The sequence below is a fragment of the Methylobacterium oryzihabitans genome (assembly GCF_004004555.2).
Lineage (GTDB): Bacteria > Pseudomonadota > Alphaproteobacteria > Rhizobiales > Beijerinckiaceae > Methylobacterium > Methylobacterium oryzihabitans.
In genome coordinates this window covers 77,727-90,290 of the sequence record NZ_SACP01000024.1, presented here as the reverse complement: position 1 = coordinate 90,290, position 12,564 = coordinate 77,727, and the positions used below count along the sequence as shown (strand labels likewise).

Annotated in this window: 15 protein-coding genes; 7 read left to right on the top strand and 8 right to left on the bottom strand. The window is 74.7% G+C overall.

Annotated features, from left to right (window positions below; translation table 11 throughout):
• The 3 genes from EOE48_RS21100 to EOE48_RS21090 form a co-directional block, all read right to left on the bottom strand.
• The coding region (locus tag EOE48_RS21100) for a WGR domain-containing protein (RefSeq protein ID WP_127732843.1) at positions 1 to 308 on the bottom strand (308 nt) is incomplete at its 3' end.
• Between the two features lie 39 nt (positions 309 to 347).
• Positions 348 to 2,642, bottom strand: coding sequence for a DUF5682 family protein (locus tag EOE48_RS21095; protein WP_127732841.1), 2,295 nt, complete (start codon positions 2,640 to 2,642; stop codon positions 348 to 350).
• Complete coding sequence (locus EOE48_RS21090) at positions 2,639 to 3,748, bottom strand: ATP-binding protein (RefSeq protein WP_127732839.1); 1,110 nt, start codon at positions 3,746 to 3,748, stop codon at positions 2,639 to 2,641. Before EOE48_RS21090 ends, EOE48_RS21095 begins: the two co-directional genes overlap by 4 nt.
• Before the next feature lie 419 nt (positions 3,749 to 4,167).
• Between EOE48_RS21090 and EOE48_RS21085 the strand changes: the two genes are divergently transcribed.
• Positions 4,168 to 4,419 carry a hypothetical protein gene (locus tag EOE48_RS21085; RefSeq protein ID WP_127732837.1) on the top strand — a complete coding sequence of 84 codons (252 nt, stop codon included), beginning with the start codon at positions 4,168 to 4,170 and terminating at the stop codon, positions 4,417 to 4,419.
• A gap of 25 nt (positions 4,420 to 4,444) precedes the next feature.
• On the opposite strand, the gene EOE48_RS30280 is transcribed toward EOE48_RS21085, so the two are convergent.
• Positions 4,445 to 4,567: a hypothetical protein gene (locus EOE48_RS30280; protein ID WP_281292790.1), complete on the bottom strand. Its 123-nt coding sequence runs from the start codon at positions 4,565 to 4,567 to the stop codon at positions 4,445 to 4,447.
• Positions 4,568 to 4,612: 45 nt separating this feature from the next.
• Here EOE48_RS30280 and EOE48_RS21080 point away from each other — a divergent pair, with 45 nt between their 5' ends.
• From EOE48_RS21080 to EOE48_RS21070, 3 genes are all read left to right on the top strand, one after another.
• Entirely contained in the window at positions 4,613 to 5,368 is a 756-nt protein-coding gene (locus EOE48_RS21080) for a hypothetical protein (RefSeq protein ID WP_246154656.1), read from the top strand.
• A 50-nt stretch (positions 5,369 to 5,418) separates the two neighbouring features.
• Positions 5,419 to 6,786, top strand: coding sequence for a hypothetical protein (locus EOE48_RS21075; RefSeq protein ID WP_246154655.1), 1,368 nt, complete (start codon positions 5,419 to 5,421; stop codon positions 6,784 to 6,786).
• A gap of 325 nt (positions 6,787 to 7,111) precedes the next feature.
• Positions 7,112 to 8,797, top strand: a complete 1,686-nt coding sequence (locus EOE48_RS21070) for a methyl-accepting chemotaxis protein (RefSeq protein ID WP_246154654.1) — start codon at positions 7,112 to 7,114, stop codon at positions 8,795 to 8,797.
• A gap of 41 nt (positions 8,798 to 8,838) precedes the next feature.
• On the opposite strand, the gene EOE48_RS21065 is transcribed toward EOE48_RS21070, so the two are convergent.
• The 4 genes from EOE48_RS21065 to EOE48_RS21055 all read right to left on the bottom strand — a co-directional run bounded on the left by EOE48_RS21065 (position 8,839) and on the right by EOE48_RS21055 (position 11,169).
• Positions 8,839 to 10,305 (bottom strand): cobyric acid synthase, encoded by a 1,467-nt coding sequence (locus EOE48_RS21065; RefSeq protein ID WP_246154653.1) that lies wholly within the window; start codon positions 10,303 to 10,305, stop codon positions 8,839 to 8,841.
• 132 nt (positions 10,306 to 10,437) lie between these two features.
• Positions 10,438 to 10,605, bottom strand: coding sequence for a hypothetical protein (locus EOE48_RS29310; RefSeq protein ID WP_187371498.1), 168 nt, complete (start codon positions 10,603 to 10,605; stop codon positions 10,438 to 10,440).
• Positions 10,606 to 10,678: 73 nt separating this feature from the next.
• Complete coding sequence (locus EOE48_RS21060; protein WP_127732835.1) at positions 10,679 to 10,975, bottom strand: hypothetical protein; 297 nt, start codon at positions 10,973 to 10,975, stop codon at positions 10,679 to 10,681.
• Positions 10,972 to 11,169, bottom strand: coding sequence for a hypothetical protein (locus EOE48_RS21055; protein WP_127732833.1), 198 nt, complete (start codon positions 11,167 to 11,169; stop codon positions 10,972 to 10,974). The genes EOE48_RS21060 and EOE48_RS21055 overlap by 4 nt, the downstream gene beginning before the upstream one ends.
• A 236-nt stretch (positions 11,170 to 11,405) precedes the next feature.
• Here EOE48_RS21055 and EOE48_RS21050 point away from each other — a divergent pair, with 236 nt between their 5' ends.
• From EOE48_RS21050 to EOE48_RS21040, 3 genes are all read left to right on the top strand, one after another.
• Positions 11,406 to 11,696: a hypothetical protein gene (locus tag EOE48_RS21050; protein ID WP_127732831.1), complete on the top strand. Its 291-nt coding sequence runs from the start codon at positions 11,406 to 11,408 to the stop codon at positions 11,694 to 11,696.
• Between the two features lie 158 nt (positions 11,697 to 11,854).
• The gene (locus tag EOE48_RS21045) at positions 11,855 to 12,073 is read left to right on the top strand and encodes a DUF2842 domain-containing protein (RefSeq protein WP_127732828.1); all 219 of its coding nucleotides are present in this window, start codon (positions 11,855 to 11,857) and stop codon (positions 12,071 to 12,073) included.
• A 129-nt stretch (positions 12,074 to 12,202) separates the two neighbouring features.
• A complete protein-coding gene (locus EOE48_RS21040) occupies positions 12,203 to 12,562 on the top strand; it encodes a hypothetical protein (RefSeq protein ID WP_127732826.1) in 360 nt (119 codons plus the stop codon).
• Positions 12,563 to 12,564: the final 2 nt, after the last annotated feature.

Below are 12,564 nucleotides of genomic sequence, written 5' to 3'. Positions count from 1 at the left end.
GCCTCGCCCGCCGCTGGCGCGGCGACTGCGGCGGGCTCGGCCCTGTCCGGGACCGGGGCAGCGGGCGGATCCTCGCGGCGGGGCGGCGCGGAGGCGGCGGCACCGTCCGCCGGGAGGTAGCCCTTCCCGGTCTTCTCCCGCACCAGCCGGTCCAGTTCCGCCTGCGCCGCGGCGGGGGCGGCGAAGGTCTTGTCCTTGGACTGCCCCTGGGTTCCGATCCGGCCGAACCGGACGGTGAGAACGTTGCCACGGATTCCGGCTTCCCAGAACTTGGACGACGATCCCGCCGTCAGCTCGTAACGCTGCATGCAGTTTCCTCCGGGCATGAGACATCCTGTCGAGCCGGCTCAGGTCAAGCCGTAGCGGGTGAGGCGGGCGGCGACCCGCGCCTCGTGGGCGAGGGCGGCGGCCTGATCGAGGGGACGCGCGCGCTGGCGCATCCAGGCCAGGGCCTCGGCCTCGGCCCGGGCCTCGCCGGCGCCGGACCGGCGCAGGATCGCCACGGCGATCCGCTCGCGCTCCCGCGGCGGGAACCAGCCGAACGCCATGCGCAGGGAGGGCAGCGCCCGCAGGAAGTCGTCGTCGTCCCAGGCGCCGACGAGATCCTCGACGGCGGCGAGCGTCGCGTCGCCGGCGATCTCCTCGCGGGCGAGCGCGAACAGGCCAGCCAGGAAATCGCCGAGGCTGTCGGGCCGGCCGAAGCGGCGCAGGCGGCGCACCGCATCGTCGGCCCCCGCGGCCGCCTCGCAGGCGACCAGGAAGCCGAGGGCCGCCCCGGCCAGGGCCGGCGGCGCGCCGGGGTCGGCGAGGCGGCGGCGCAGCATCGCCACGAACGGCGCCCGCAGGGGGCCGAGGCCGGCGAGGTCGGGACAATCGCGAAACAGGTCGCGGCAGGCGAGCAGCAGGTCGACGGTGCCGAGCCCGGCGCGGGGATCGGCGACCAGTTCGATCAGGACCAGGGCGCGCTCGGCGAGAACGAGGCCGAGCCTTGCCAGGGCGGCACCGGCCGCGTCCCCGAACGCCCCGCCGAAGCGGTGCAGCCGCACGATCCGGCGCCCGGCCGCCCCGAGGGCGGCGGGGTCGTGCGCGGCGGCGAGGCCGGCGCGCAGCCGCGCCAGCAGGTCGCCGTCGATCGGCAGCCCGGCGAACAGCGCCTGCGACAGGGCGCCGGCGAGGACGGGGAGCGAATCCGGCTCGGCCTCGATCCGGGTGGCGAGGCGGGCGCCCGCCGCCATCTCCAGCGTGCCGCCCCATTGCGACGCCTCGATCAGCGCGCCGGGCCAGTGCGGGTGGCGCAGGACCGAAAAGCCCTCCCGCGGCAGGCCCGGCTCGGCGAGGTCCGGCCCCTCCTCGCGGGCGATGCCCGGCAGGCCCAGGATGACGAGCCGGTGCAGCAGGTGCGCCCGCGCCCGGTCGGCCGCCTCGGCCCAGTCGAGGGCGATGTGGCGGCGGGTCGGGCCCGGCTCGAGGCCGGCCGCGCGCAGGCGCTCCTCGACGTCGGCGGCGAGCGGCGGCCGGCGGGTGCCGGGGGCGAGCCGGCCCTCGCGGGTGCCGGTCAGCGCCCGCAACATCGCGGCGAGCGCCGGATGGCCCGGGGCGCCGGTGCCCGCCGCCCAGGCCGGGGCCGCGTCGAGGGCGTCCTTGACGAGGCAGGCGAGCGCGCCGTCGATGAGGTCGGCGCGCAGCACCGCCGGATGCGCCCGCAGCCGCGCCAGCGCGCCGGCATGGGCCGCCCAGGCGATGCGGTCGGCGGTCGAGACCACCTGCCCGGCCTCGCGCAGGGCGGCCGCGATCGCCCCCGCGGCCCAGTCCGCCGCCGGCCCGAGCCCGTCCGCGGCGACGCGCTCGTAATAGCCCGGCGAGGGCATGCCGGCGCCGTAGCCCGAGAAGCGGTCGAGGCGGGCATAGGAGTACGGCACCACGTAGCTGCCGGTGCGGGTCCCCTCCTCGGCCGGCGCCGGCGCGGGCCGGGTGCCGTCGGCCTGCGCGGCGTAGCGCCGGATCGCCTCGGCGTGCCAGCCGCCGCAGACCAGCACCACCGGCCGGCCGCCGGCCTCGCGCAGGGCCCACGCGGCATGGGCCGCCATGAAGCGCTCGCGCGCCGCCTCGGCCGGGTCGTCGGTGCCGGGCGGGCGCAGGAGCGCGAAATAGCGGTCGAGCCGGGCCGGCAGCTCGTCCTCCGGCGCGGCCTCCGCGAGGGCGTCCCACAGGGCGTCCTGGTCCTCGGCGCCCAGCGCCGCGGCGAGCGCCCGCTCGGCCACCGCCGCGCGGGCGCCGTGCGGGTCGGCGTAGCGGTTGCGGCGCTGGCCGAAGGCCGGGTCCCAGGCCGGCAGGTCGCAGAACAGCGTCCCGGCCCCGACCTCGCGGCCGGCGACCAGCGCCGCCCATTCCGGCGAGAAGGCGCAGAACGGCGAGTACGAGGCCGAGCTGCCGCGGTCGTCGGCGCGGAACGAGAAGATCGCCACCGGCAGGGCGTGGTCGAGGGCGAGATCGGCGAGGAACGGGTTGTAGTCCGCCGGCCCCTCGACCAGCACGAAGGCCGGGCGCAGCGCCGCGATCGTGCGGCGCACCAGACGGGCGCAGGCCGGCGAATGGTGGCGCACCCCGACGACCGCGAGGGCGCCGGTGTCGGATCCGCTCATTGCGGGGTGAGCAGGTGGCGCGCGGCGTGCAGCTCGCGCCACGCCTCGCCCTTGCGGCGGCCGGCGCGCTGGTCGAGGTAGCGCCGCAGCCGCGCCAGATCCTCGGGATCGTCCTTGGCGGCGGTGCCGGCGAGGCAGGCGACGATGTCCTCGGGCCGCCCGGCATCGCCGCGCAGGAAATGCGCCTTGACGCCGATGGCGTGGGCGACGCTGACCGCCTCCGCCGTGCTCATCACCGCCGACAGCTTCTCGAGCCCGGTCCCCTCGTCGTCCACCGCCTCGCGCAACTCGCGAAAGCAGGTGACCAGGAGGTCGAGCACGTCCGGGTCGGGCGCGCGCGGCACGCCGGAGCGGGCGAGCAGCGCCGTCGCCTCCCGGCGCACCAGTTCGCGTTCCGCCGCCGGGTCGGCGATCGGAAACACCGTCTCGAAGCCGAACCGGCGCTTGAGCGCCGCCGACATCTCGTTGACGCCGCGGTCGCGGGTGTTGGCGGTGGCGATGAGGTTGAAGCCCTCGCGGGCATAGACCATGCCGGCCTCGCCGGAGAGTTCCGGCACCGCCATCACCCGGTCGGACAGGACCGAGAGCAGGCTGTCCTGCACCTCCAGCGGGCAGCGGGTGATCTCCTCGAAGCGCACGAGGCGGCCCTCGCGCATCCCGCGGTGGAGGGCGCCCGGCACCAGGGCGCGCTCGCTCGGGCCCTCGGCGACGAGGAGCGCGTAGTTCCAGCCATAGCGGATCTGGTCCTCGGTCAGCGAGGCGCCGCCCTGGATGGTGAGGGTCGAGCTGCCGCTGATCGCGGCGGCGAGCAGCTCGGACAGCAGGCTCTTGGCGGTGCCCGGCTCGCCGACGAGCAGGAGGGCGCGGGAGGTGGCGAGCGTCACCATCGCGCGCTCGACCAGCGCCGGGGCGCACACCACCTTGGCCGCGCCGGCAGGGTCGCCGCAGATGAAGCGTCGCACCGCCTGGAGCGAGAGCTGCCAGCCGGGCGGGCGCGGCGCGGAATCCTCGGCCCGCAGGCGCGCCAGTTCCTCGGCGTGGATCACCTCCGCCGGGGGGCGCTGCCGCGCTTCGTCCTCCGCCCGCGTCCGTCCGGCCTTCGCCATGCGCTCGCTCCTGATGCCCGCGCCCGTCACCCCAAGGCAGGACCGCCCGGCGGGCGGCCCATCGAACAGGATCCCGGATGGTCGACGGCGCCCGGTCGAAGGGTGATCGCAAAGGTGAGATGGCGAACGGGCGCGTTCCACGTCATGCACGCAAGATTAACCCGACCGGCGCCGACTTGCCAACCCTGCCGAACGATGCTTTACCACCGTCCGTTCGCGGCTATACTCGCGACGATGACACGATGACGACAGGCTGCCCGCATCGCGCCGTGCGGGAGCCGCCGAGGCCGGCCTCGAGCGCACTTCCGGCGCCGGTGACGCTCCGCAAAAACATTCGCGGCCCGTCCGCGAAACCGGTTCTGCCCCGCCCATGCCCCTGTCGAGGGCGGGCGATCCCCCGCCGGACCAGGGAGACCATCATGAACCGGACGACGATTCTCGCGCTCGCACTCGCCGCCGCCTTCGCCGCCCACCCGGCCCGGGCCGAGGAGGCGCCGCGCGGCAACCAGGAGTTCATCGGCGTCGATCTCGACAATGGCGGCGTGTACTACGACGGCCGCAACTCGGGCCGGTACTGCCTCTACCGCACGGTCGAGGTGTTCAACCGCGCCACCGGCTACGTCGAGCCGCGGCGGGTGCGCCGGTGCGGCCGCGGCCTCTACCTGCCGTAGGGCGCCGGCGGATGGTCGGACGCCGTCAGCGGCGGCACTCGCCCCCGTGCCTGGCTCCGCCGGCGTCGAGGCAGCCATCCCGCGCGATCGCGTCGCGCAGCCGGTGCCAGCCCGCCGCCGCGCCGACCGCCACGAGCGCCGCCACCATCCACCGCCTGACCGCCCGCCGCCTCATTCCCACCAGGATAATCCCGTGATCCGTCCCCGTCATGCCCTCCGCCGGTGGCCGGCGCCGCTGCTGCTCGCCCTCCTCGCCGGCCCGGCGGGCGCGCAGGAGAATGATGCCCGCAACGAGTGCCGGCGCACGCCCTCGCTCTCCGCCGGGCCGGCCCTCGCCTTCGGCCGGATCGCCGCGCCCGGCCGCACCGCCTTCGTCAAGGACGGTCTCGCCCGGGCGGGCTGTCCCGGGCCGGACCCGGCCTGCCGCGAGCGGGCCTATCTGGTGCCCGGCGACGGGGTGATCCTCGGCGAGCGGCGCGGGGCCTGGATCTGCGCGACCTATCAGGGCGACAAGGACGATATGGGCCGCACCGGATGGCTCCCGGCCGACGCGGTGGCGGTCGAGACCGCGCCCGCCGTCGCGCCCGAGGGCTGGCTCGGCACTTGGCTCGGTACTTGGACCCGGGCCGAGGCGCAGATCCGGGTGATTCCGGGCGGGCGGCCCGGCACCGTGTCGGTCGAGGGCGGCGCCACCTGGGGCGGCGGCGACCCGGATCGCGTGGCGCGCGGCGGGGTCCATATCGGCGAGATCGCCGGCACGGTCGCGCCCGCGGGCGATTCCGCGAGCTTCGCGATGGGCGAGAGCGAGACCCTGCCGGTCGAGAAGGGCGATCCCGCCGATTGCAAGGTCTGGCTGCGGCGCCTCGGCCCCTGGCTCGTCGTGGACGACAACCTCGCCTGCGGCGGCGTCAACGTCACGTTCCGCGGCGTCTACCGGCGCCGGCCGTGAGGCTGCGGGCCGGGCCGGACGAACCGGGCACCGGAAGGGAGACACGAGCCATGACGCGATTCGCGCGCCGCCGCGCCGGCCTGCTGCTCGCCGCGATGCTGGCCGCGGCGCCGGCCCTCGCCCAGGACGGCAGCCCCGCCCTGCCCTTCGCCACGTCGCAGCAACTGCGCGCCGCCACCGTCGCCCGCGAGGTGCAGGCCCTGCGCGCCACCAACCCGATCGGGGCGGCCGAGACCGCGCGGGAACTCGCCCGTCACGATTACGACGCGGTCTTCCGCGGCTTCCTCGCCGGCACGCCCCTGCGCGAGGACGATGCCGGCGACGTGCTCACCGCGTTCATCGTGCTGCAATGGATGGTGGCCAACGATGCCACCGCCGAGCCGAGCGCGGCCGCCCTCGCGGCGGTGCGCCGCCGCTTCGTCGTGCCGATGGCCGAGCGCCCTCCGCTGTCGCAGCCCGCCGCGCGCGCCGCCTTCGCCGAGCAGGTCAAGCTGCGGGCGGTGCTCCATCACGCCGGCTGGCAGGCGGCCAGGCAGCTCGGGGTGCTGCCGCGCTTCCTCGCCACCCTGTCGAACGAGTTCATCCCGGCAGCCCGGCTGCGCTCGCTGGCGCTGACCGACGACGGGCTGGTGCCCAAGGACGGCGCCAGGGGAGATCCCGACCGCCGCCCGTCCCGCCGCCCGCCGCCGTCGGCCGACGCCCGTCCGGGACCCACGCCCGCCCCGGTCGCCGCCGACGCCTCGGCGCCGCCGGCGCACGCGGCGAACTGGGCCGGAGTCGAGGGGGTGTATTTCCGCTCGACCACCGGCTTCGGCGTCGGCGGCCTGATGATCGTCGACTTCGAGCCTCTGATCGTGCTGCGCGACGGCACCTACTACGAGATCGGCGACACCGCGCTGGAGGATGTCGACCTCGCCGCCGAGCGGGCCGCCCGGCCGCGCCGCTTCGGCCGCTGGCGCAAGGCGGGCGAGAGCTTCGTGCTCACCGATTCCCGCGGCAACGCCAACGACTACAAGCCCGGGGACGGCAGCTTCTTCCCCGCCTTCCCGGCATCCGCCGGCGAGAGCGTCGGGCGCGCCTACCGGCGGCTGTCGGGCGGCGGCAACAGCGCCATGGGCGGCGACGTGGCGGTCGCGGTCGAGAGCCGCTACGACTTCCGGCCGGACGGCAGCTACGGCCGCGGCGGCTCGGTCGGGGCGATCAATTCCGGCGCCGGCACCGGCGTCGGCAGTTCGGTCAGCCGCCGCCGCGCGCCCGAGGGCGGCCGCTACGCCCTCGACCGCCACACCCTGACGCTGACCGGCGCCGACGGGCGCAGCCGACGCCTGTTCTTCGCCTGGGGCTCGCAGAAGGACCCGCCCGAGCCCGACCGCGACATGCTCTTCATCGGCGACGACGTGTTCACGTCGGCCGATTGAGAGCCTGTTTGACTCTCGATCTAAAGAACAAGCTCCCCCTTTCCCGGACGACTGGAACGCAGTGGAAGGAGATCCGGGATCCAGCACAAGAAGTCGCGAAGCGTCCATATGCAGCGACAGTGCCGGCACACGGAGCCGCTTCGCGGCACATCTGACGTCTGGATCCCGGATCTCCTTCCGCTATCGCTTCAGTCGTCCGGGAAAGGGGTGCTTCGCGCGATAAATACGATGGACCATCGCTCAAATAGGCTCTGAAGCAGCGCGGTCCATTTACGAAAGGGAAGACACTTCGTCGTATGGCTTCGTTCCAGGATGGGGGCAAGCCATGAAAATGTTTACGATGACCGTCAGGAAGCTCCTGATGGCGATGTTCGCCGCCCTCCTGTCGGTGACGGTGATCCAGGGCTGGATGGCGATCTCCCGGCTCGACGCGATCGGCGACAGGACCTCGGTCCTTCTCGACAACAGCATCCCGTCGATGAACGAGGCCCATGCGATCAACCAGCTCGTCGCGCGCACGCGTCTGTGGCAGTTCCGTTACATGACGGCCAAGAGCGAGGCCGTCCGGATCGACAGCATCGCGAAGGTCGAGGATCTGATACGCGAGCGGGATGCCAAGGTTACGGGCTACAAGACACTGGTCTCGTCGGCTGAGGAACAGAAGGTCTACGATTCCCTGCTGAGCGGGCTCGACGTGCTCCGGGCGAACTGGCGCGAGCTTCGCGCGTTCCCGCCGGGCGAGCGCGACAAGGCGATGGATTTTCTCCTCGGCGACATGAGCAGGAATTATCTGGCCGTGTCTGATGCCGCCCGGGCCCTCGTCGAGGTCAACCTGTCGGCGAGCCAGTCCGTCGAAGGCGAGATCCGGTCCGAGCAGTCCTCGGCGATCCGCAACACCTCGCTGATGCTGTGCGTCGCCGCCGCCATCGCGATCGGCGCGATGGCGTTCTCCTTCGCCGGCGTCGTGCGGCCGATCGACCGGATGACGCAGGCGATGGCGCGGCTCGCCGGCGGCGACACCGCATTTCCCATCCCGTACGCCCGGCGCCGCGACGAGATCGGCGCGATGGCCGGGGCCGTCCAGGTGTTCAAGGACAACCTGATCCGCACCCGGGCCCTGGAGGAGGAGACCGCCCTCGCCCGGGCCTCGGCCGAGGAACAGCGCAGGATCGGCATGCACCGGATGGCCGACGTCTTCGAGGGAGCGGTCGGCGGCATCGTCGGGCAGGTGTCGGCCGCGGCGACCGAGCTGCAGGCGACGGCCCGGCAGATGACCGCCACCGCCGGCGAGACCGCGGCGCAGTCCACGACCGTCGCGGCGGCGGCCGAGCAGGCGGCCTCCAACGTCGGCACCGTGGCGGCGGCGGCCGAGGAACTCGGCGCCTCGGTGGCCGAGATCGGCCGTCAGGTCTCCGGGTCGGCCGGCCTCGCCCAGGTGGCCGTCACCGAGGCCGAGACGACCGCGCAACTGGTCCAGGCCCTCAGCAGCGCCGCCACCCGGGTCGGCGACGTGGTGGCGATGATCTCGACCATCGCGAGCCAGACCAACCTCCTGGCCTTGAACGCCACCATCGAGGCGGCGCGCGCCGGCGAGGCGGGACGAGGCTTCGCGGTCGTCGCCGCCGAGGTCAAGGAACTGGCGAACCAGACGGCCAGGGCGACCGAGGAGATCGCCGGCCAGATCGCCCAGATCCAGGGGGCGACCGGGCAGGCGGTGGGCGCCATCGACGGGATCGGTGCGCGGATCCGCGAGATCAGCGAGGTGTCGGCCTCGATCGCGGCGGCGGTGGAGCAGCAGGGCGCGGCGACCCAGGAGATCGTGCGCAACGTCGCCCAGGCGGCGACGGGCACCGGCGAGGTCACGAGCAACATCGCCGGCGTGGCCGGCGCGGCCGAGGAGACCGGAGCGGCGGCGAGCCAGGTTCTGGGCGCGGCGTCCGAACTCTCGCGCCACTCCGAACACCTCTCGACGGAAGTCGACCGGTTCCTGGCGACCGTGCGGGCGGCCTGACCGGCGGCCGGCCGCGATCCCCGGGGATCGCGGCGAAGCCGTCAAGGGCGTCCGGCCCGCGCGATGGCGAGCAGCCGGTCGCAGTCGACGTGGGCTTCGAGGTGACCGGCCAGCCCATCGAGGACCCGGTCGATCTCCGCCTCGTAGGAGGCGCCCGAGACCGGGGCGCCGAGGCGGCCGAGCCACAGCGCGCGCTGGCGGTCGTCGGCGAACAGGCCGTGGACGTAGGTGCCGCAGACGAGGCCGTCCGCCGAGACCGCCCCGTCCGGGCGGCCGTCGGCGAGGCGCAGGAGCGGCCGGGCGGCGTCCGGCCCGGCGGTCGTGCCGAGATGCATCTCGTAGCCGGCGAACGGCGTGCCCTCGGGCAGGCTGGTCCCGGTGACCGCGACGAGGCGCTTGTCCGGCGTCATCACGGTGGCGACGTCGAGCAGGCCGAGGCCGGCGATCTCCCGCGGCCCGCCCTCGATCCCGTGCGGGTCCGACAGGTGCGTGCCGAGCATCTGGTAGCCGCCGCACAGGCCGAGGATCCGCCCGCCGCGGCGGCGATGCGCCTTGAGGTCGATGTCCCAGCCCTGCTCGCGCAGGACGACGAGGTCCGGGATCGTGGTCTTCGATCCCGGCAGCAGGACGAGGTCGGCCTCGGCCGGGATCGGCCGGCCCGGCTCGACCAGCACCACGCTGACCCCGGGCTCGGCCCGCAGCGGGTCGAGATCGTCGAAATTGGCGATGCGCGGCAGGACCGGCACCGCGACCACCCGAGCGCCGGGGCGCTCGCTGCCGCGCAGGCCGAGCACGTCCTCGGCCGGCAGCCGGGCCGCCTCGGGATAGTGCGGCACGAGGCCGAGGGCCGGCCAGCCGGTGCGGGCGGCGATCAGGGCCATTCCGTCGGAGAACAGCGCCGGGTCGCCGCGGAAGCGGTTGACGAGGAAGCCGCGCACCAGCGCGGCATCGTCCGGGTCGATCACCGCACGGGTGCCGACGAGGCTCGCGATCACCCCGCCGCGGTCGATGTCGCCGAGGAGCACCACCGGCGTGCCGCTGGCGCGGGCGAAGCCCATGTTGGCGATGTCGCCGGGCCGCAGGTTGACCTCCGAGGCCGACCCGGCCCCCTCGACCAGGACGAGGTCGGCCTCGGCGCAGAGATGCGCGAAGCTGTCGAGGACGGCGCCGAGCAGGCGCGGCTTCCACGCCTGGTATTCCCGCGCCCGCGCGGTTCCGGCCATCCGGCCCTGGACCACGACCTGCGAGCCGGTCTCGCTCTGCGGCTTGAGCAGGACCGGATTCATGTGGACGCTCGGCGCCGCGAAGGCCGCCCGGGCCTGGAGCGCCTGCGCCCGGCCGATCTCGCCGCCGTCGGGCGTGACCGCGGCGTTGTTCGACATGTTCTGCGGCTTGAACGGCCGCACCCGCAGGCCGCGGCGGGCGAAGGCGCGGGCGAGGCCGGCGACGATCAGCGACTTGCCGACGTCGGAGCCGGTCCCCTGGATCATCAGGGCGGGCGTCGTCATCGCGGGCCCTGCCCCGCCCGCACCCGCTCGGCCGTCTCCATGGCGCCCCCCGCGATCCCGGCACGGGGAGCCCGTGCGCCGGGAGCAGTATCGCGCCGCGGGCGATCGCGAAACCGCCCGGCCGATGCCGGCTCAGCCGGTGCCGGGGTCGACCTCGTCGCCCTGCCGGTCGGTGGCGTCGGCGCCGGACCCCTTGCCGCCCTTGCCGTCGCCGTCCTGCGGCACGGCGCTGACGCCCTTGAGATCCTCGGCCGTGATCGTGTCGTCCTTCGCCGTCTCGGCGCGCTTGCGCTCGTCCATCGATGCCCTGCCCTCTCGTGCTTCCTGCCGTACCAGATTCTCCCGCGCGCGGTCCGTCGCCGCGGCGCCGGACCTACCAGTCCACCTTGCCGCCGGTGCGCTCGGTCCGGGACCCGCCGTCGGCGACCTTGCGGCCCTCGTTCGGGCCCTGGGCTGCGACCTGATCGGAATGTCCGCCGGAACTGCCGCCGACCGAGACCGGAGGCCGGCCCTTCTCGCCGCCGGCCTGCGCCCATTCGGGGTTGCGCTCCCTGTCGTCGCGCCCACCCTCGCCCTGGCGGGTGATGGCCGCCTGCTGGGCGGTCTGGTGGCCGTCGCCGGCGGCGGGACCGCCGCGGGTGCCGACGTCGTCGTCGGGCTTGCGCGTCATGTCTCGTCTCCCTCGTCCTGCCCGAGCGCGGCGGTGGCGCGCTCGACCGCCTCGCGGGCGGGTCCCTCGGGCGGGGGCGGCACGGCCGCGTCCTTCGCCGCCGCGTCGGGCGTCAGCCGCCGCACGTCCCGGTCGTTGCGGTCACCGTAGGGATCGAACCCGTCCGGCCGCTTTTCCGGCTCTGGCCCCGACATGCTTGCGCCTCCTCGCGCCGCCGAGCGGCGGTGTCGCCATCAACCGGCCGGAGCCCGAGAAGTTGCCGGCGGGCCGCGTGATACGATCCTCGCCTCGCTCCAGCGCCGCGCGGGCTGGGGATCCGTGCACGGATCGAATGCGGGGCATGATCCAGGGTTCTTGGCTTCCGGGGCGACGTGCCGCACTCTGGCGCGATCAGGCCGCCGCAGAGCGGCCCGTCGTCTGGAGGTACGCCATGGTCACCGCCAACCGTCTGGTGAAGTCCGCCTGGATCGCCGCGGAAGTCGGCCGCGAGCGGTCCGAGAAGGTCCTGGTGGTCGAGGCCTACATCGCCGTGAGCCCGCTAGAGATGGGCTACGACGCCGTGCGCTACGGCCACCTCGTCGAGGACGTGCGCCGCATCCTGGCCGAGAACCCCGACATCGACCGCGCCTCGATCCTCAGCGTCCACCGCGAATCGCGCTGCTCCGCCCTGTTCCGCCGCGCCGCGCCGGAGATCGCCGAAGCGCCCGAACTCGTCGCCTGAGGCGCGCGTTCGTCCCTGGGGCGCGCGCCGACTCCCTCGCGACATCCTGGCATCGCCGCGCCCGAGGGGCCGCAGCCTCTTGCGGGGTCGGCGGCTTTTGCCGAGATGGAGCGCATGCCGGGCGGACCGCGGGTCCGCCGCCTGACCCGGGACGACCCATGCGCCGCCGCACCCGCTCGCTGATCGGGACGATCGTGATGATCGCCTTCGTGTTCGTCTACGCGCCGCTGGCGATGGCGCTCGCCGACAGCCGCATCGCCGAGACCCCGCCCCTGGTCCAGTCGGTGCTCTACGCCGTGCTCGGGATCGCCTGGATCTTTCCGCTGATGCCGCTGATCCGGTGGATGTCCCGCCCGGATCCAGAGCCGACGCGCTGACCGGCCGACCTCGGCCGGTTTTTCGCCCAACTCCTCCGCCAGAACCCCGCGCACAGGCTTGGCGGCGTCCGGATCCGGACGTCCCCGCACGGCCCGCCCCCTCCCGTTCTGCCAAGGCTCCCGACGCCCATGCGCCCTGCATACGCGCTGCTCCTCCTGATCGGTCCCCTGGCGGCACCGGCCCTCGCGCAGGGAGCGCCGCGCTCGGTCGGCGAGTGCGAGCGGATCCGGGGCGACCTCGCCTACAACCAGTGCCTGTCGCTGTTCGGGCCGGCGGCGCCGATCAAGGCGGCGACCGGGGCCGCGATCCCGGCCATGCCGGCGCCGGCCGCAGAGGCCCGCCTGCCCCAGACCGCCTCCGCCGCGGAGGTCGAGGCGCCGCGGAGCTACCGCGGCCGCAGCCGCTACGGCCGCCATCTTCGCCTCGGCCGCCAGCGCGCCACCTTCGCGGCCATCAGCGGTTCGCGCCGCCACACCCGCCGGCGCTGACC